At 60.6% G+C, this 18,579-nt stretch carries 13 protein-coding genes and 1 pseudogene; 8 read left to right on the top strand and 6 right to left on the bottom strand.

The genetic code is table 11. The annotated features are described in order from the left end of the window. Position 1: 1 nt before the first annotated feature. Positions 2–538 (bottom strand): GNAT family N-acetyltransferase, encoded by a 537-nt coding sequence (locus ACY34H_RS15585; RefSeq protein WP_464978378.1) that lies wholly within the window; start codon positions 536–538, stop codon positions 2–4. Next, positions 535–2,148: an L-aspartate oxidase gene (nadB, locus tag ACY34H_RS15590; RefSeq protein ID WP_464978379.1), complete on the bottom strand. Its 1,614-nt coding sequence runs from the start codon at positions 2,146–2,148 to the stop codon at positions 535–537. The genes ACY34H_RS15585 and nadB overlap by 4 nt, the downstream gene beginning before the upstream one ends. Positions 2,149–2,330: 182 nt before the next feature. Here nadB and ACY34H_RS15595 point away from each other — a divergent pair, with 182 nt between their 5' ends. From ACY34H_RS15595 to ACY34H_RS15615, 5 genes and pseudogenes are all read left to right on the top strand, one after another. Continuing rightward, positions 2,331–3,710 carry a TIGR03013 family XrtA/PEP-CTERM system glycosyltransferase gene (locus ACY34H_RS15595; RefSeq protein ID WP_464978380.1) on the top strand — a complete coding sequence of 460 codons (1,380 nt, stop codon included), beginning with the start codon at positions 2,331–2,333 and terminating at the stop codon, positions 3,708–3,710. Further along, complete coding sequence (gene prsK / locus ACY34H_RS15600; protein WP_464978381.1) at positions 3,710–5,782, top strand: XrtA/PEP-CTERM system histidine kinase PrsK; 2,073 nt, start codon at positions 3,710–3,712, stop codon at positions 5,780–5,782. The genes ACY34H_RS15595 and prsK overlap by 1 nt, the downstream gene beginning before the upstream one ends. A 32-nt stretch (positions 5,783–5,814) precedes the next feature. After that, a complete protein-coding gene (gene prsR / locus ACY34H_RS15605) occupies positions 5,815–7,161 on the top strand; it encodes a PEP-CTERM-box response regulator transcription factor (RefSeq protein ID WP_464978382.1) in 1,347 nt (448 codons plus the stop codon). A 237-nt stretch (positions 7,162–7,398) separates the two neighbouring features. Continuing rightward, positions 7,399–7,746: an IS66 family insertion sequence element accessory protein TnpB gene (gene tnpB, locus ACY34H_RS15610; RefSeq protein ID WP_464978383.1), complete on the top strand. Its 348-nt coding sequence runs from the start codon at positions 7,399–7,401 to the stop codon at positions 7,744–7,746. 781 nt (positions 7,747–8,527) lie between these two features. Further along, positions 8,528–8,707, top strand: a pseudogene (locus tag ACY34H_RS15615) (IS66 family transposase); the annotation flags it as partial. A 471-nt stretch (positions 8,708–9,178) separates the two neighbouring features. On the opposite strand, the gene ACY34H_RS15620 reads toward ACY34H_RS15615, so the two are convergent. From ACY34H_RS15620 to ACY34H_RS15630, 3 genes are read right to left on the bottom strand one after another with little or no spacing between them, the layout of a single operon-like run. Continuing rightward, positions 9,179–9,796, bottom strand: coding sequence for an ABC transporter permease (locus tag ACY34H_RS15620; RefSeq protein ID WP_464978384.1), 618 nt, complete (start codon positions 9,794–9,796; stop codon positions 9,179–9,181). After that, a complete protein-coding gene (locus ACY34H_RS15625) occupies positions 9,775–10,497 on the bottom strand; it encodes a GNAT family N-acetyltransferase (protein WP_464978385.1) in 723 nt (240 codons plus the stop codon). Before ACY34H_RS15625 ends, ACY34H_RS15620 begins: the two co-directional genes overlap by 22 nt. A gap of 4 nt (positions 10,498–10,501) precedes the next feature. Continuing rightward, a complete protein-coding gene (locus ACY34H_RS15630) occupies positions 10,502–11,947 on the bottom strand; it encodes a putative O-glycosylation ligase, exosortase A system-associated (protein ID WP_464978386.1) in 1,446 nt (481 codons plus the stop codon). Between ACY34H_RS15630 and ACY34H_RS15635 the strand changes: the two genes are divergently transcribed. From ACY34H_RS15635 to ACY34H_RS15645, 3 genes are read left to right on the top strand one after another with little or no spacing between them, the layout of a single operon-like run. Beyond that, on the top strand, positions 11,931–14,015 hold the full coding sequence (locus ACY34H_RS15635) for a glycosyltransferase (protein ID WP_464978387.1): 2,085 nt from the start codon (positions 11,931–11,933) through the stop codon (positions 14,013–14,015). The genes ACY34H_RS15630 and ACY34H_RS15635 overlap by 17 nt on opposite strands. 55 nt (positions 14,016–14,070) lie before the next feature. After that, a complete protein-coding gene (locus tag ACY34H_RS15640; RefSeq protein WP_464978388.1) occupies positions 14,071–15,453 on the top strand; it encodes an oligosaccharide flippase family protein in 1,383 nt (460 codons plus the stop codon). Further along, positions 15,443–16,618: a glycosyltransferase family 4 protein gene (locus ACY34H_RS15645; protein WP_464978389.1), complete on the top strand. Its 1,176-nt coding sequence runs from the start codon at positions 15,443–15,445 to the stop codon at positions 16,616–16,618. Before ACY34H_RS15640 ends, ACY34H_RS15645 begins: the two co-directional genes overlap by 11 nt. A 1,201-nt stretch (positions 16,619–17,819) precedes the next feature. Here the strand turns inward: ACY34H_RS15645 and ACY34H_RS15650 are convergent. After that, positions 17,820–18,578, bottom strand: a complete 759-nt coding sequence (locus tag ACY34H_RS15650) for a class I SAM-dependent methyltransferase (protein WP_464978390.1) — start codon at positions 18,576–18,578, stop codon at positions 17,820–17,822. Between the last annotated feature and the right edge of the window lies 1 nt (position 18,579).

Consider the following 18,579-nt stretch of genomic DNA (forward strand, 5'->3'; position numbering starts at 1 on the left):
CTCACGCGATCCGCTTGCGCATCCGCGCCAGCGGTACCCTGATGCCGCCGGGGAGGTCGATGTCGAAATCCTCGATCTTTTCGTAACCCGCCGAGCGGTACAACGGTACGCCGGGCAGCGTGGCCGCCATTTCCAGCATCGTGAAACCGGCCCCTGCCGCTTCGGCTTCGCAATGCCGAATCAGTCGTGTTCCCAATCCCTGGCGCGCCACGGCCGGCTCGACGAAGAAGGCGCGGATGCGGCCTGCCTGCGTGGCCGGGTCAAGGAGCGGGTCGGCCGCGGCTTTCGTGCGGTCGGCACCGAACAGCGTCGCGCGCTTGCTCCAGCCACCGCAAGCGAGCAGTTCGCCGTCCCGCTCGATGACGAAATACGTGGCGTCCCTGATCAACTGGGTATCGACGCCGAACACATGACTTGTTATCGCCTGCGCCTGCTGTTCGGTATAGAAGCCCTTGCTGAGCGACAGCCCGGAGCGGGCGATCAACGCTTCGAGCGCGGCGATATCGCCCGGCATGGCTGGGCGCAGGATGGCAGTCATCGGCGGTTGGGCGTGAGGATCGTCGGCAGGGCCTTCGGCAGCGTTTCCGGATAATCGCGGGAGAAGTGCAGGCCGCGGCTCTCGCGGCGCTGCAGTGCGCTGTTGACGATCAACGCGGCCACGTCGACCAGGTTGCGCAGCTCCAGCAGATCGGCGGTGATGCGGAAGTTGCGATAGTACTCGTCGATTTCTTCCTTCAGCAACGCGATGCGGTGCTGCGCGCGCTCGAGACGCTTGGTGGTGCGGACGATGCCCACGTAGTTCCACATCGAGCGGCGCAGTTCGTCCCAGTTGTGGGCGATGACGACTTCCTCGTCGGCGTCGGTGACGCGGCTTTCATCCCAGTCCGGCAGGTACGGCGTGCCGTTCTTTTCTCTCGACAGGATATCCTGCGCGCACGCGCGGCCGATGACGACGCATTCGAGCAGCGAGTTGCTGGCCAGGCGGTTGGCGCCGTGCAGGCCAGTACAGGCGGTTTCGCCGACTGCATACAGGCCGGGAAGGTCGGTGCGGCCCAGCATGTCCGTGACCACGCCGCCGCACGTGTAGTGGGCTGCCGGCACCACGGGGATCGGCTCCTTCGTGATGTCGATGCCCAGTTCGAGGCAGCGGGCGTAAATGGTGGGGAAGTGCTCGATCAGGAAGTCGGCCGGCTTGTGGCTGATGTCCAGGAGAACGTAGTCCAGGCCGCGCTTCTTGATTTCAAAGTCTATCGCGCGCGCCACCACGTCGCGCGGCGCGAGTTCTGCGCGCGGATCATGTGCCAGCATGAAGCGTTGGCCGGCGGCCGCTCCCGCTTCTGGCGGCAGTTTCAGCAGACCGCCTTCGCCACGCATTGCTTCCGTGATCAGGAACGATTTCGCGTAAGGGTGGTACAGGCAGGTCGGATGGAACTGGATGAATTCCATGTTCGCGACCCGGCATCCGGCGCGCCACGCCATCGCGATGCCGTCCCCGCTCGCCGTGTCCGGGTTCGTCGTGTACAGGTAGACCTTGCCGGCACCGCCGGTGCACATCACCGTGTGTTCCGCGGCGACGGTGTGGACCTCGCCGTTGCGCACGTCCTGTACGTAGAGGCCGTGGCACTTCGGTTGCGCGTTGCGGTTGGCGGGGCGGGGGCCCAGCTTGTCGGACGTGATCAGGTCGATGGCGCAATGGTGCTCGAACAGGCTGATGTTCGGGTGAGCGCGGACCTTCTCCTCCAGCGTGACCTGCACCGCATGGCCCGTGGCGTCGGCCGCGTGAATGATGCGGCGCTGGCTGTGCCCGCCTTCGCGTGTCAGATGGAAACCCAGTTCCGCCGTCGTGTCGCGGGTGAACGGCACACCTTGCGCTATCAGCCATTCGATCGCTTCCCGGCCGTGTTCGACGATGTAGCGGGTGGCGCCCTCGTCGCATAGTCCCGCGCCGGCGACGAGGGTATCGTCGATATGTTCGGCATGGCTGTCGCCCGAATCGAGCACGGCGGCGATGCCGCCCTGCGCCCAGTTGCTGGCCCCATCCAGCAGTTCGCGCTTGGAGATGATGGCAACCCGGCGTGTCTCGGCCAGGTGCAGGGCGACCGACAGGCCGGCGAGCCCGCTGCCGACGATGGCTACGTCAAATTTCATGGTAAGGAAGGTGTTTTTCGCGGAAAAGAGCATGACTATAGACCATTTGCAAACACGCGTCATGCCTGCGGACCGCTTTGCGCGGTCTCAACGCTCGTATCGTGAGGGTCCGGCATCATGGCTGAGCCATCCGCAGCGTGATGGCGGTTGCGCCCACCGGACGGGCGAGGGAGCTTCCTACTGTGATCCGGATCTTCAATCATTATGTTTCGCGCACCGGTTTCATCCTGCTGCTGTTTGAAATGCTGATCCTGCATGCAGCCGCCAGTGCAACGGCGCTATTCTGGAGCGGCACGCCCCGCGGCGATGCAGACGCCTATCTGACCGGCATGCTGTTCGCGCTCGTGAACGTGTTCGCGATGAGCACGCTCGGCTTGTACCAGCAACACTTGCGCGAAGACCTGCGCGGGGCGCTCGCGCGAATTCCGCCGGCCTTCCTAGTCGGCTTCGTGCTGATGTCCGCCTTGATGGGGGTGACACCTTCGGTCGACCTGGGAAGGGCGACAAGCCTCGCATTCGTGCTGGGCGGCGCGTGCGTGCTGATGACGCGCGTGCTGCTGTTTACGTCGGCGCAGTCCGATATGCTGGTGGAGCGCCTGATCCTGATCGGCGCGGGCGCACTGGCCCGCGAATGTCTCGAGCTGGCGGCCACGCGAGACGGTCCGCGCCGGTTCGAGGTCGTCGGCTGCGTGGCGATGCCGGACGAAGAGCGCTGTGTGCCGGCTGCCAAGGTATTGAAACCCGGCGAATCGCTGCTGACACTGGCGCGGCGGCACGGTGCGAACGAGTTGGTCATCTCTGTCAGCGATCGCCGCAACGGGGCATACCCGGTGCGCGAGTTACTCGATTGCGCGCTGGGTGGCGTGCGCGTTACCGATGCGGCCGCGTTCTTCGAGCGGGAAGCCCGCCAGATCCGGGTCGATTCACTGCAGCCCAGCTACCTTATTCATGGCGGCGGTTTCAACCAGAGCTTCCTGCGCGCATTCGTCAAGCGCACGTTCGACCTGATCGCCAGTACCGCGATCTGCGTTGCGTCGCTCCCCGTGATGTTGGTGGCGGCGGCGTGCATCGTGGTCGAGGATGGCGGCCCGGTGATCTTTCGCCAGGACAGGGTCGGCAAGCATGGGCGGGTGTTCCAGGTGCTGAAGTTCCGCAGCATGGGCACGGATGCCGAGCGTGACGGCAAGCCCCGCTGGGCCAGTGCCGGCGATCCGCGTGTAACCCGTGTCGGGTACTGGCTGCGCAAGCTGCGTATCGACGAGTTGCCGCAGATGTTCAACGTTTTCCGTGGTGAGATGAGTTTCGTTGGGCCGCGCCCGGAACGTGCCTACTTCGTGGAGCAACTGGGGCGCGAGATCGCGTACTACGATGTACGCCACAGTATCAAACCGGGCATCACCGGACTGGCGCAGGTGCGCTACCAGTACGGCGCGTCCGTCGAGGATGCCGTCCGCAAGCTGCAGTACGACCTGTACTACGTGAAGAACAATAGCCTGTTCCTCGATCTGCTGATTCTGATCGACACTGTACAGGTTGTCCTGTCCGGCAAGGGCGCACGGTGATGGACGGCGCACCGCTGGTCGCTTCGGCCAGCCATGGCATGGGCGCTGCCGCATTCGCGGTTTTCGCGGTCCTGCTGCTGCTCGGTCGCAGGGTGCAGGGCCAGCACTGGCTTCTGGTCGCAGCGTGTGCATTGACGGCGGCATGGTCGGCGGCAACCGCCCTGCACGATTACCTGGTGTTGGGGGTCGACATCGCGCAGGTAGCGCAAGTGCTGGAAGCGCTGCGAACCGCTGCGTGGCTGGTGTTCCTGCTGTTACTGCTTGCTCCTTCCGGGTTGCCGGCGAAGCGGTTGCTCGCGGTTGTGGCGATGCTGTCCATGATCCAGCTGGCGACGGGTGAACTGGCGTCGGTGGCAATTGCATTGGCAGAAGTCTCGTCGGCGCAGCCGGCGGATACCACCGTCATCGCTACGATCGCAGCGAGGCTGCTGCTTGCCGTCCTGGGCATTCTTCTCGTCGAACAGCTATATCGCAATACGCCAACGCGCGAACGGTGGGGTATCAAGTTTGCGTGCCTGGGTTTGGGTACGCTATTTGTCTATGATTTTTACCTGTACAGCGATGCAATGCTGTTCCGACGCGTTCAGCCGCACCTGTGGGCGGCACGCGGGCTGGTCGATGCATTGTGTGTACCGTTGCTTGCGATTACCGCCGCGCGCAATCCCGGCTGGAAACTGGGCCTGACATTGTCGCGCAAAATCATGTTGCGTTCAGCCGCCCTGGTCGGTTGCGCCGTCTATCTTCTCGCAATGGCCGCAGCTGGCTGGTACTTGCGCAGCTTCGGTGGCGCGTGGGGGCCGGTAATGCAATTGATTTGCTTGTGCGGAGCTGGCTTGCTGCTGGCCGGCGTGCTGTTCTCGGGGGCAGCACGAGCGCGTTTGCGCGTGTTCATCAGCAAGCATTTTTACCAGGCCCATTTCGATTACCGCGAGGAGTGGCACCGCTTCACCCAGGCACTGTCCGAAGGCGGCCCGGCGCCTGGGGAACGCGCAATTCAAGCTGTCGCGGCGCTTGTAGAAAGCCCTGCCGGAGCACTGTGGATCCAGCGCGATGGCACTTTCGAGCCGGTCGCATCCTGGAACGTTCCGCCTCAGCATGCGACCGAACCGGCGCACAGCACGTTCTGCCGGCTCCTGGAGAAACGGCAATGGATCTTGACGACAGGGGATTTGCCACGACATGCCGAAGCTTCGCACCCCACCTGGCTGAATGGCATTCCTGGCCTTTGGCTGGTGGTGCCGCTAATGCTGGATGGCCAATTGTTCGGCTTTGTTACGTTGACCGGCCCGCGTACGCCGGTCGGGCTGAACTGGGAGGTATTCGACCTGCTGCGGTTGGCGGGCAGCCAGGCTGCAAGCTGCCTGGCGCACTGCGAACTGGCCGACCGATTATCCGTCGCGCGGCAATTTGAATCGTTCAACCGGATGACCACGTTCGTCGTCCATGACCTGAAGAATTTGTTGTCCCAGCATTCCCTGTTGCTGGCGAACGCTCAGCGCCATAAGGCCAATCCGGCATTTCAGGAGGACATGCTGGTAACGCTGGAGCATTCGGTCCACAAAATGAGCGTGATGCTTCACCGGCTGTCGCGGGGCCACTCTGCCGCCGAGCGCGCGTCGCATGGCTTGGCTGATCTACTGCGTCGGGCGATCGCCGGCTACGCAACGGCCCAGCCGTGTCCCTCGATCGAGATCGCCGATGACACTTTGCATGCTTTTGTGGATGGGCAACGATTTGAACGCACGGTCGCGCATCTTTTGCAAAACGCGATCGAAGCAACGCCTCCGAGCGGCAATATCTCAGTCAGCTTGCGGCGCCAGGACGAATCCGCAGTTATCGAGGTATGCGACACCGGCAGGGGGATGAGTGAAGTGTTCCTGCGTGAACGGCTGTTCCGGCCCTTCGAGACCACGAAACCGGCTGGCATGGGCATAGGTGTATTCGAGAGTCGCGAGTTCATTCGCGAGCTGGGAGGCAGACTCGAAGTCGAAAGTCGGCCCGGCGTCGGCAGCACGTTCCGGATCGTGCTGCCACTGAACTCGGCGCTGGGGCAAGTCCCTGCGACGGCCTGACCTGGCTCGATACGGTTTGATGGGGAGACAAAATGCCTAAGCGGAAGCTATTGGTAGTGGAAGACGATGCAGGACTGCAAAGGCAGTTGCGATGGAGCCTTGATGATTATGATGTGGTTGCTGCGGCCGACCGGGAGACTGCGTTATCGCTCCTGCGCCGCCACCAGCCGAGCGTGGTGACGATGGACCTTGGCCTACCCCCGGATGCCGATGGCGCGAGTGAGGGCCTGGCACTTCTGCAGCAGATCGTGGCGATCGCCCCCGACACCAAAGTAGTAGTGCTGTCGGGAAACCGGGATCGCGCGAATGTGTTGAAGGCAATCGCGATGGGTGCCTATGACTTCCATCAGAAGCCACTCGATGCAGACCTGCTTCGCTTGGTGATTGAGCGGGCATTTTTCCTCTACGCGGTCCAGCAGGATAATCGCCGCATGCTGCAAATCGGAACTGACTCGCCATTGGCAGGCATCATCAGCCGTGATCCCGGCATGCTGAAAGTGTGCCGCAGCGTGGAAAAGGTGGCGCCATCTTCGGCAACAGTGTTGCTTCTGGGAGCTTCAGGCAGCGGAAAAGAACTGATTGCCCGAGGGCTGCATCGGATGTCGACGCGCAACGACAAACGATTCGTGGCGATCAACTGCGCCGCGATTCCTGAACATCTGCTCGAGAGCGAATTGTTCGGGTATGAGAAAGGCGCCTTTACAGGCGCTGCGCGGCAAACACCCGGAAAAATTGAGCTTGCCCAAGGTGGAACGTTCTTTCTCGACGAAATTGGAGACATGGCACCCGCCTTGCAGGCCAAGCTGCTGCGCTTTCTGCAGGAGCGCGTGATCGAACGCGTCGGCGGCCGGAGCGAAATCCCTGTTGACGTCCGCATCGTTTGCGCTACCCATCGTAATTTGAAGGCGCTCGTGAACGAGGGCGCTTTTCGCGAGGATCTGTTTTACAGACTGAGCGAAATCGTGCTCGACATTCCATCGCTGTGCGAACGGGTAGGAGATCCTGTTCTCCTTGCGCAGCACTTCAAAAACCGCTTTTGTGCCACCGAGGGCCGGGCCACGATGCACTTCAGCGGCGATGCACTGCTGGCTATCGAGGCCTACGGTTGGCCAGGCAACGTGCGTGAAATGGAGAACTGCGTCAAGCGCGCCGTGATCATGGCTGAAGGCTCGCAGATCACCATGGCCGACCTGGGCTTGCCGGATGCTCCTATCGCCGGCGAAAGCATCGACCTCAGGACGGCACGCGATGCTGCCGAATACAAAGTCATGGTGAAAGCACTTGCGCGTTCTGGAGGAAACATCGCCAAAGCGGCCGAAATGCTCGGAGTCAGCAGGCCGACGCTATATGACCTGATGACTCATCACGGAATCAAGTGAGCTACCTGTAGAGCAAGCGTAAAGCCAGCACCATCTAAAGGCCGCATGGCCCCATTCGCCGAGATAGTTTCCATTGAGGTTTGGCAGGGGTTATCACTGGAAAGTGAAGTCGGACACCGCTGGCGCCGAGGCAGCTCGAGTTGCGCGCTGTCGTTCAAGCGGAGGATCGCGCAGCAGGCGTGCGAACCAGACTGTCGTCGACAGTGCAGACAGTCTCGAATAACGACTTGTGCAGCGGTGTTTGTCCTCCGGGAACACCACCGTGATCTGATCGAAGTGCCGTGGTGGACCGGCGATGGCCTGTACCTTCGGTGCAAACGCCTGGAGCATGGACGTTTTGCCTGGAGCATGGACGTTTCATCTGGCTGCAGCCGCCTGCCCGGCGGCATCGGCGCCTCCAAGGCCATGCTGGTGGCCAGCAAAGTGTGTGCTGCACGCTTCGAGACACCTCCAGAAGCCAGTGATGCGCGGTTGGCGCAGCAGAGCGCGGAACTCTCGAGGCGTGACGCCGCGATCCAGCATCTGAAGTTCGTGCTGGCCACGCTGCGGCCCAGGCAGCTTGGCCGCAGCTCCAAAAAGCCGTAGTAGCAGACCTGGCCGCTGGAGCTACCGCTGGAGGACCTGGTGGCCGAAGAGGCGATCACCAAAGGCCGGGCGCCAGTGGACGAAGCGCCTCGCAAGAACGCGAACGCAAGCCGCCGCCGCGGCATCTGCCGCGTGAAGAACGGCTGCAGACGCCGGCCACCGATGCGTGTCCGGACTGCGGCGGCAGTCTGATGACCTCGGTGAGGGGCTCTCGGGACAGCTCTAGTATGTGCCGGGCAAAGTCCGCCTTTGCCGCACCTACGTCCGAAATGGGCCTGTGTCTAACGCGATACGATCGTACAGGTCGATACGCCCCTGCCACAGTGCCGGCAAGGGGCAATGCAAGACGCGCACAGCGCGCCCGTGAAACTGCGTGCGCGACGACGCGCCAACCGCAATGCCGCCAGCGGTAAGGTGTACTTGCGGCCAGACTGCAGAGGAGCGCATCCGCAAGCGCACCTGGCCAACCTCCACGGCGCGCCGAAGGTCAACGCCTATGCTGGTTTCAAGGTCGTCCAGTAAGCCGGCGTCATCCTCGAGACAGCCTGCTTGGCAAAAAACCGACGCAAGTCTTATGAGCCTCCTGTGGCACGCCGGAGACCGCTCGCTACCGAGGCGCTACTCGGATCGGCGCTGTATGGCATCGAAGAATCCGTCCGCGGCATGAGGCCGGGCGAACGTCGTGCTGCACGTCAGCTGTAAGTGACACCGCTGCCGGTGACCGGAAACGCGGGCTGCCCGCACGCTCTTCACATTCGCACGCAAATGCGATACGGCAGCGGGGATGCTGTACGCCCTTAGAATGTGGCCGGCGCTGATTCGTTATCTGGATGATGGCCATACTGGGATCGACAACTCTGCCGCCGAATGTGCACCGCGCGGTGTCGCGCTAGGCCGGCGCAATTTGCTGTTGCCGGCACTAACAGCGGTGGCGCTAGCGCTGTGGCCATGTATGGGTTGACGGGACGGCCAAGCTGAACGGTATTTGCGCGGTTCCTGGTTGCGCCATTTGCTGGCCCATATCGCCGACTATTCTGTGACCGCGTCGACGACTTCTTGCCCTGAAACTGTGCCGCCGAACTGGGCGGCTAAACTCCGCTTCCCTGCGATGCGGCAAAAATCATGTCGCGTTGAGTCCTGGAGCTCAAGAGTTCGCTGAGCAGACGCATGCCATCCAAATACGTTCGTTAAGCTCAATTCCGAAGCAGGAGCCAAGGGTGATAAGAGCGATAGTGCAAACGTCAAGAGGCATCAACGCATGCGTCAAGCGGGGCATGAAGCCCCAATCGTGCACGCAATGCGTCGGCCTGACGCAGGCATCGAGCACCTACCGGTACGGCCCGGCACCAAGACGCGCGATGCACGCAAGTCGCCTACGCTGAGCCCGCCACGCATGCAAGTGACGCCAATTCCTCGGCGGCGAGTCCGTGAATCAATCCTTCCACTGGCCCGCAGCGACCAGTTTGTTCTTCAGGCCTGGTAACGGAATGCCAAGCTCGTACGCCAGTTTCGCTGCTTCGCGAGCCTTGTCGAAATTTTTCCTACGCACGTAGAGGAGGCCAAGGTTGTACTGATTCGTTGCATTGCCGGGATCCAGCCTGGCAGCTTCTTCCAGTTGTGCTAGCGCGGCTTCCTCTTGGCCGAGGACCAGCAGGTACCCACCAAAGATCGCTCGGACCTTGGAATCGTTGGGCCTGAACCGGATCGCGCGGTCGAAATAGCAGTCAATCGAGTACTTTGCGCCATTGGGCCGTGACGACTTTTCACGCAATGCCAACCGGGCCAGTGACGTCAGCGCGCGATGATGATTGGCAAAGTGATCCAGCGTATAAGTGATATCGTCGACGAGATAGCCGGATTGTCCGCGCTCGAGCCGCTCAACCTGTGGCGTGAAGTGAAAACGCTCGACGACATCGAGCTTCTGGCGGTCATCGGCATTGGTGTAATCACCGCCGCTGACCGTGTTGTTGAAAGCCGGGCAATCTGTGGCAGCTTTGGCCATGCCATGCAGCAGCACTAGCACCAGGATCAAGGTGGTCCGGGATGGCATAAGGGTTCTCTCCTTGGCGCGTGATCAAGCGCATCGGTATTGAAACGCAGCTGCGGGACGGACTCCGCATTGAATGAGAAATGAATGTAGGGCGCCTGGGTGGTCAGCATGCACTGCCAGTGCCCGATCGCCAGGAAGGTTGCACTGCCAAGCCGGACCGCGCCGAGACGCCTATGAGCGCGCAGCGAGTCTGGGTTGAAGGCGGAGATGCGGCTGCAAGTCCAGCGCACACCGCGGGCGTGCAAGCGCAGGTGAGCTTCCTCCCAAAGCCTGAAGAATGTCGGGCCCAGGCGCAAATGCGGCTGCACGAATACGTCGTAGTCCCATGCTGAGTGGGGCGAAGCAAGGCAGTATCGTACGCGCACCTCATCTTCGCGATAGGCGCCGAACTGGTACCACAGGAAGCCCGCCAGTTCATTGCCACGCCAGGCTGCGAGGCTGTGTCCTCCCTGGCGGAAACGTTCTGCCACGACATCGCGCGACCGTGGGTAACCCCAAGGAAATTCGCCCAGTACCGACAGCGGGCGGACTTCGATTGCGCGGCCCCATCCAATTCGCGCGGGGCTCGCAGCTACTCGCTGCGCGACAAAGTAATAGCGATGGATTCGTAATGGGGTTCTTCGCAACAGGCGCGCCGCGCAATAGAGCAGGGCGTTAAACCAGCCCAGTTCCGTGATGCTTGTGTGGAAGCGATTGTTCATCACTTCATTTAACCTCGCACCAGGCCTCCCTTCCTTGTGGCGAGTCAACGTTGCAGTTGACCAGGGGAGTCCGGTGTCCCACATTGGTCGCTGGTGTCGATGAAGTCGCGAGGTGTTGTTGCACCACCGTGCGGGTGACCATGATGGCAACCATGAGGTAGTACGGAACGTCCCAGTACAGCAGGCTAAGAAACGCACCACCGACAGCGAAGCCGATCATGCTGGCCTGGATCATCGCTGCCAGTGAAGTGGCCCATTGCAGGTCCGCGTGGCCCCGGCCGTGCCGCACGATCCAGGCCGCGTAGCGCCACGTCAGGAACCCCAGCATCAGATATAACGCAAGACCGATGAATCCATGCTCGCCCAATACCTGGAAGTAAATGCTGTGCGCGGCATGAACTCCCGATGGGTCAGGTGCGTACATCGCGAACGTGACCGGTTCGTACATCGAGAAACCTCCCCCGAAGACGCGGTCGCAGGCGAGATTGAACGCCATGTGCCACGCGTTGATGCGACCCATGGCGGAACCATCTGACTGGTATTCAGCGATCGTGTCCATCCGGGCGCCCCACTGTTCGGGCATGAACAGCAGTGCGAGAGGTACGAGGAGCACCAGCAGGGCGGCACCAGCCATCTTGTGCCGGCTCTTCTTCCACATGAAGATGAGCATCGCGACAATCGCGAGGACACCGCCGCGAGAATAGCTGCCCAACGCCGCGAGCGCGCATAACCCCATCGATAGCAGCATCAGATGACGCATCCACCGCTTCGGCAGCTCTTGCATCAGGTAGTACATCAGCGGAATGGTCATGATCAGCGCCAGCGCCAGCGCGTTGTTATCGCCGATGAATGTGCCGAGCGGCCCCCAAACCCGCTGATTTCCGCCGCTGCGGGCCGTGAAGATGCCGCCCTTTACGCCGTAGTAGCCGAGTGAAATCACCAGCACCCAGATCAGATGGCGAACATGTTCACGCTTCCTGATAACCATCATCACCACAAAGGTCATCAGCATAATCTTCATCACTTTGTTCCATTGTCCCCACGCGGCATTGGGGATAATTGCAAAGAGAGTCGTGACATTCATCCAGATGACAAAAACGATCAGTGTTACGGTGATCGGCGTTATCGGTAGCGAGTTTTTCTGCCGCGACTTGAGCAAGCTGAGGATGGTAACGCCCGCGATCAGCTGCGCAAACGGGAAAGTGGTGGCGAATCCCCAACCCTGCGTATGGGGATTCATTACGCTGATCCAAACCCACATCAGGCCACCGATGACGGGTCGTTGCAGCGCAAAGGGGAGGCCACCCAGGACCAGCAAGGTAACGAAGATGTCGCGCATGGCTTCCTTCTTGACGAGGCTCAACGATATTAAAAGGCCCGCCAGTACACTGGTCCAGCCCGGCAGTCCATCATACGTCGCAGGAGGAGCGCCCTTGTTGACCGTTCTCATGGCAACCTTCAACGGCGTCGCCACGCTGCCCAAGGTTCTCGAAGCATATTGCAGGCTGATCGCACCGCCCACCGGCTGGCGTATTGTCATCGCGGACAATGGCAGCACCGATGGCACACGCTCGCTCATTGAGCACTACGCGGACAGGCTGCCGCTCCGATACGTTTGCGAGCCACGACGCGGCAAAAACGTCGCGCTCAACTGCGCTCTCGGGCTGGCATTAGACAGCACCGACGGCGATGGCCTGTTCGTATTTACCGACGATGACGCAACGCCAGAGCCGGCTTGGCTGCAACGGCTGGCAGAGGCCGCCCGGATACAGCAGGATTTCGATATCTTCGCAGGCGTCATTGAGGCCGACTGGGCAGTTCCTGTGCCCACTTGGCTTGAACGCCTGGTACCGCTTGGCGTGACGTTCGGGATCACGCCGCCGGAGACCCCGGAGGGACCAATTTTTCCAGGCATGGTGTGGGGCGCCAACATGGCCATCCGCAGCCAGCTTTTCGAAAATGGTCTGCGCTTCGACGAATCGATCGGTCCTGCTGCCGGCGCCTATGCGATGGGGAGCGAAACGCAGTTGACGCGCCGGCTCGGCGATGCCGGACATCGCGCCTGGTTCTGCCAAGGCGCACGTGTGGCACATCACATTCGCCCGCACCAGATGACGGTTGCGTGGATACTCGAACGAGCCAGGCGCTTTGGCCGTGGCAAGTATCGCCAGGAGTGTCCCGGACGGTTCCCCGAATGGTTCGGCGTGCCGCGCTGGATGTACAGCCGGTACGCGGCCGAATTGCTTGCATTGGTGATCGCATGGGTGCGACGTGATGCGGACTGCACGTTCCTGCGCCGTTGGGAACTGGCATACCTGCGCGGTTATGCGCACGAGGCTTGGTGCGGCATTGCGTCGCCGAGCCGGGGAAGGGTTTTAATCACCAGCTTTTCTGGCGAACTCGGCGGCATGGAACTGCGCATGGCGCAAGAAGCGCAGTTCCTGCGTGCGGGGGGATTCGATTGCGTACTGGGGATTCGACCATTTCCGCGCAGCGGCATCTGGGCGGATGATTTACGCGAGCGACGCTTGCCGGTAACGCGTTTCGCACCGCCGCCTGTACTGGAACAATGGCAGTGGCGACGCTTGAACAAAATCCGTGCACAGCTAGGAAGCACGCGCGCATTGCGCCGTCTCCAGGCTGACCTCGTGCATGTCGCGTTCTGCTGGAATACTTATGGCGCCACCGCGTTGTGGCTCGCGGGCCGTTGTGGGCTGCCTGCCGTCATCAGCGTCCACAATACTTTTCCCCCATGCGAGTTCGGACGCTGGCATCACCCACTCCTGCGTGAGGCTTTTTCGGCCGTTCGCGGCATCTATGGTGCGACGGAGTCGGCCTTGCAGCACTTTCTTGCTTTATACCGGCCATATCTGCGCGAGGACATTCGCCTTGCAGTAATACCGAACTGTGTCGACACCAAACGCTTTTGCCCGTCCGCGGAGTTGCGCGCCGCCGCGCGTCAGCAGTGGGGGATGCCGGCCGATGCATTGGTGATCGGAGCTGTTGCGCGTTTGTCTCCGCAAAAACGTCCAGAGGCGCTGGTGGCATTGTTGCACACGCTGCGCGCCGATTTTTCGACGCTCTACCTCGTACTGGCGGGTACCGGCCCATTGGAAGAGGATGTCCGCAAGATTGCCGTCTCGCTTGGCGTGGAGCGGTTCGTGGTCTTTACCGGCTACCAGGATCACATTGAAAAGCTCATGCCTGCTCTGGACGTCCACTTGTTACTGAGTCGGCGCGAAGGTTTTGGCATTGCCACGATCGAAGCGATGGCATGTGGTGTTCCGGCCGTTGCCAGCGCCGTGCCCGGGAACACCGATGTCCTCTCAGGTTGCGCTGGCGGCCTGTTAGTGCCCCTTGATGACGATATTGCGGTGGCTCGAACGGTGGCGGATCTGTTAGCGGATCCTGCCAGGCGAACACGCATGGGTGAACTTGGCAGGGCGGATGCGCTCCGGCGGTTCAGCATGGAAAGGGTTCAGAGGTTGGTGCAGGAGTTTTATGACGGGTTGCTGTAGCATGGCCTCGGCGCGACATTCACTCCTCGTGTCATTTGGCGAACGATATACGCTCTTGCTGATCGGTGTCGCTGGGACGATGGTCATTGCGCGGATACTGCCGCCGTCCGAAATCGGAATCTTTTCAATCGGTGCAGTCCTGGTCGGGCTTGCACAGGTACTGCGCGATTTTGGAGTCGGGCAGTATGTGATTGCCTCGAAGACGCTAACGTCGGAGCAGTTGCGCGCCGCACTAGGAGTTGCTGTTGGCACGGCCTGGACGCTTGCGGTTCTTGTGTGGTTGATCAGTGGACCCATGGCGGATTTCTACGACCAGCCACGCCTGCGGGACGTCATGCGCCTGCTGGCTCTGAACTTCCTGCTGGTACCGTTTACCGCGCTTACGCTGTCTTATTTGCGCCGTCAGCTGCGCGCATCAGCGATCTACCTCATCAATACCGTTCACAGCCTCGCGCAACTTGTCAGCACTATCTGGTTGGCCACACAAGGCTACGGGTGCCTCAGCCTCGCATGGGGGACCGTGGCTGCGGCGATAGCCGCGCTATTGGTCAGCCTGCCGCTGCGCCCAGTCGAGCTTCCGTGGATACCGCGACTGCGAGGCACCCGCGCAGTGCTTGGCTTTGGCTTGTACGCGACAGGGGGCAACCTCGTCGACGAAGCTGGTGTTGCAGCCCCCGATTTGATCATAGGCAAACTGCTGGACGCCGAGGCCGTTGCCACATTCGGCAAGGCGCAGGCTTTGCTGAACCTGTTCAGCCAAGCCGTTACCAGTGCGGTATCGCCGGTCATCCTGCCGATGTTTGCCGGCCAGGCTCGCGATGGTCGCGACTTCCGTGCCGCCTACCTGTTGACGGTCAGTTGCATGACCGCCGTGGCATGGCCATTCTTTGCATTGTTGGGAGCGCTAGCGCTGCCTGCCGTCAATTTTGTGTACGGCCAGCAATGGGATGCTGCCGCGCCGTTGATACGAATCATGTGTTGTTCGTCTGCGCTGTATAGCATGTTCATCATGGCTCGATATCTATTCATCGCAACTGGTCACGTGCGCGCGCAGGCTCGGCTAGATGCGGTTTCAGTCACGGTCCGGGTCCTTTTTTTGCTGCCAGCGGCCTTGTTTGGGCTGGAATACGTAGCGCTGGCGGTGGTCGCAGGTACCTTTTGCCGTAGTTGGCTGACATGGCGCAGCCTTTCCAAGTTGGCCTTGGTCGATGCTGCGGAGCTCTTGCGCACGGTAGGCCGGAGTGCTGCCTTGACCGCGCTGACGACGGTAGCACCGATCAGTGCTCTGGCGTTGATGGAATCGGGTCTACCCCAACTGATGGTCGCATCCATGTGTGCGCTACTTCTGTGGGTCGCGGGAGTAATGGCGTTGCGGCATCCGCTTGCGGATGAACTCGAACTTGCATGGCGCAAAATCTTGCGTCGTAATGCTGTCTAAGAAGGAGTGCGTGGTGATGCGCATAGGCATATTGTCTTACCCGATGCTGTTCCAGCGCGACGGCGGTCTACAGGTTCAAGTCCGTGAAACCATTGCGGCCTTGAACAGGCTTGGCGAGGATCCATCCCATCCATTGCAGGCACAGTTAGTCGACCCAAATCGGGAAAGGCTTGATTCATTCGACCTGATACATGTTTTTTCAGCAATAAATGGCAATTATCGCGTGGTTGAAGCCGCTACTGAAATGGGCGTTCCGGTGGTACTGTCCCCGCTGCTCTCGCCAGGTTGGAATCGTGCCGCTGGTTTCCGGGCGCGTATAGCCGACCGCCTTGCTGGCCGACTGACTGCTTGGAACGTCCAGACCAGCTATGCGCAGACGAAGCGCGCACTGCAACTGGCTAAGCTCGTCATCGCTCTCGGTGAGGCGGAACGCGAAGCGATCACCTCGGCGTTTCTGCTGGATCCCGCGAAGATTCGCGTATTTCCAAACGGAATAAGCCGGTACTTCTTTACAGCGTGTCCAGAGCTGTTTCGTCACCGGACCGGCATTACGGGACCCTTCGTGCTAATGGTTGGCTCAGTTAACCCATACAAGAACCAGCTGGGTCTTGTCCAAGCGCTCGCTGACCTGAAGCTACCAGTTGTACTGATCGGGCGAGTGGCTCGGCAGGATCAGGTCTACCTCGATACTGTTCTGCGCTCACCCTGGGTGCGCTGGCTAGGGGCTTTGAATCACGACGATCCGCTCCTCGCCAGCGCGTACCGTGCGGCAGCGGTAGTTGCCCTGCCCAGCCATGGTGAAGTGTTCCCGCTGGCAGTACTGGAATCGCTGGCGGCAGGAACACCGGTGGTGATGACTGACGAGAATGCGCTTGATTTGCCGGAATGCGCGTTTGCACTTCGCAAGGCTCGCTGGTACGACGGTGCCGCTCAGCGCACTGCAATCCATGAATTCATCCATTATCCGCCCGAGCGCGACGCTGTACGGGCACTCGTAAAGCAGTATACATGGCAGCGCGTTGCGGCCGAAATCGCCCGCTGCTACGTCGAACTTGCAGCAAGTTTGTCGGCCGAAAAGTGCGAGACAGTCGAAAGACACATCGTAGCGCCGACCGATCAGAAGTTGACTCCTGTGCAGTCCGAGCCTGAACGTGCTGCTTCATGATGTGCTAGCGTCCGGCCGAGCGCGCGCAATCCCAGTTGCTCGAATCTGTTCGAAGTCGATGAAAGGTGAGCGCCCGTTTATTTGGTCCCGTAGTGCATATCCGTCAGATATCCCGCTTCGATATCGAACTTGACGAGAAACCCGGGCAAACTAATTATATTTCTGGGTAGTGCCCTAGACCCGATAGTCGTCGTGGCTATTACTCGATGATCCAATACCTCCTCAAATCCGACATTCGTTTCCACTAGCGGTGCCGGTCCTACGCGAGCATAAGCGTGTGCCCATGTCGACAGGCAAGACCTTCGTGCTCGAGCGTGCGCTGCTTCTCCACCCGACGCGGATTAATCCTTCTGGTGGCGTTTGGCAGGCACCAGAACTACCGGCGTCGTATGCTGATCATCGCTAATCGGTTATCTCTCGCCCGACGATTGGGTCGACGGTTTGGGCATATGTGAGCACTGAACGTGATAGCGGGGCGGTTCACCCTGGATCGCCATATCCGACGCCAGTCTGAAAACCGGCCCGTAATCCCTACCTCTGACTCCGATATCATCTCGATAATCGATTCGACGAGGAATCTTGCACCGTCGACCTTCATCAGTGGTTTCCATTAGGGCCACGTTAGCACCCCTGCCCGCTGGCGCAAAGGGTGACTGAACGGCATTGCCAAGCGTATATCTGAGCTGGTTTTTGAGAATCTACGGGGCCACCAGCGCAATGATCGAAGAGGGGACGCGTTGACTCGCCTTCCTTGCCATCACGCAGCCGCGAGACGACACGAAAACTGAGCAGCAGGTAGCCTGGCATCAGCGATGTGCTGCCGGTGCTAGCTGAAGACTGCCTGGCTCGTCGTATAGCAAAACATTGGTTCAACGTGCGAAGGTTGGGCCATGACATCCGCTACGGCATCAACCTGGCTGACAGCGCTGAAACACTAATCAGGCTCCCACTGATTAAGCGAGCACTTTTCTGTCGAAAAGACGAAAGGACCAGATACGGTTCGCAAGAGGAACGGGCCGTTGCCGGCATTGAACTTACCGCGCACGAAGGGGTTTCCAGGGCCATCTTGCAGATCAAGAAACGGAGGCGCCCCGTATATTTACGCTGAATATTCTCTCAGGTCGAAGACCAGTACGAGACATTTCCGCCACGCGCCAACCTTACGTCAGGCTGGCTATTGCGGAAGTTGGTGCCGCTCGCCTCATGCACGTGGCCGATAGCGCAAGATGGCAGCCCCCTTTTCGCAGGAGACTTGGCGTTGCTCGATTTCGGGATATTCGTTAGCCCAGCGGCGCAGGATTTGTTGTTCATCGTGCCGTCGCGCGTCGTCGAGAAAAACCGCCGCGCCAGGAGATAGAAACACGAACAATGCGGGGCCGGCTGGATAGCGGGCGCACGACCGTGTGGCCTGAGGGGGACCGCCAATGACCAGCATGTCTATTTCAACGCCTTGCGGTAAGCCGTCGGTTGCGTACCATGGCCACATGGCGCCGGCAAATTCGTGGGCAGTCAACGGCGCGTCGATGACTTCAGCCCAAGCTGTCAACCCGTGGCGTTCGAGCTGTCGACGGGTCTCGCGCGCGTAAGCCGGATCGTGCTCAAGGCTGTACACCTTGCCAACGCCATTGATCTGCATGCACCGCGCCAGCACCATCGTCCCGGTGCCGCTGCTGCACTCGACAACGACGTGAGGCGTGTCCGCCAATGCATGGCGAGTCAACTCGAGCAAGAAATCTGGCGACGCTGCCCAGCCCCGTGTGTCTGGCAGGCTACGAGACAGTCCCAGGTCGGTATACAATCCCTGTAACGCTTCCAACTGGCGAAACAGACAAGTGCTCTCTCTATGGGATTGGTCACGTGCATCATGCAACATCAAGTGGATCAGCCGAACTTTGTGTAAAGTATAAGCACACAGTAGCAAAGTTGCACCAATGAACAGCAGGGACGTTACCGGAAACATT

The organism is Pseudoduganella sp. jia 9 (genome assembly GCF_055502615.1).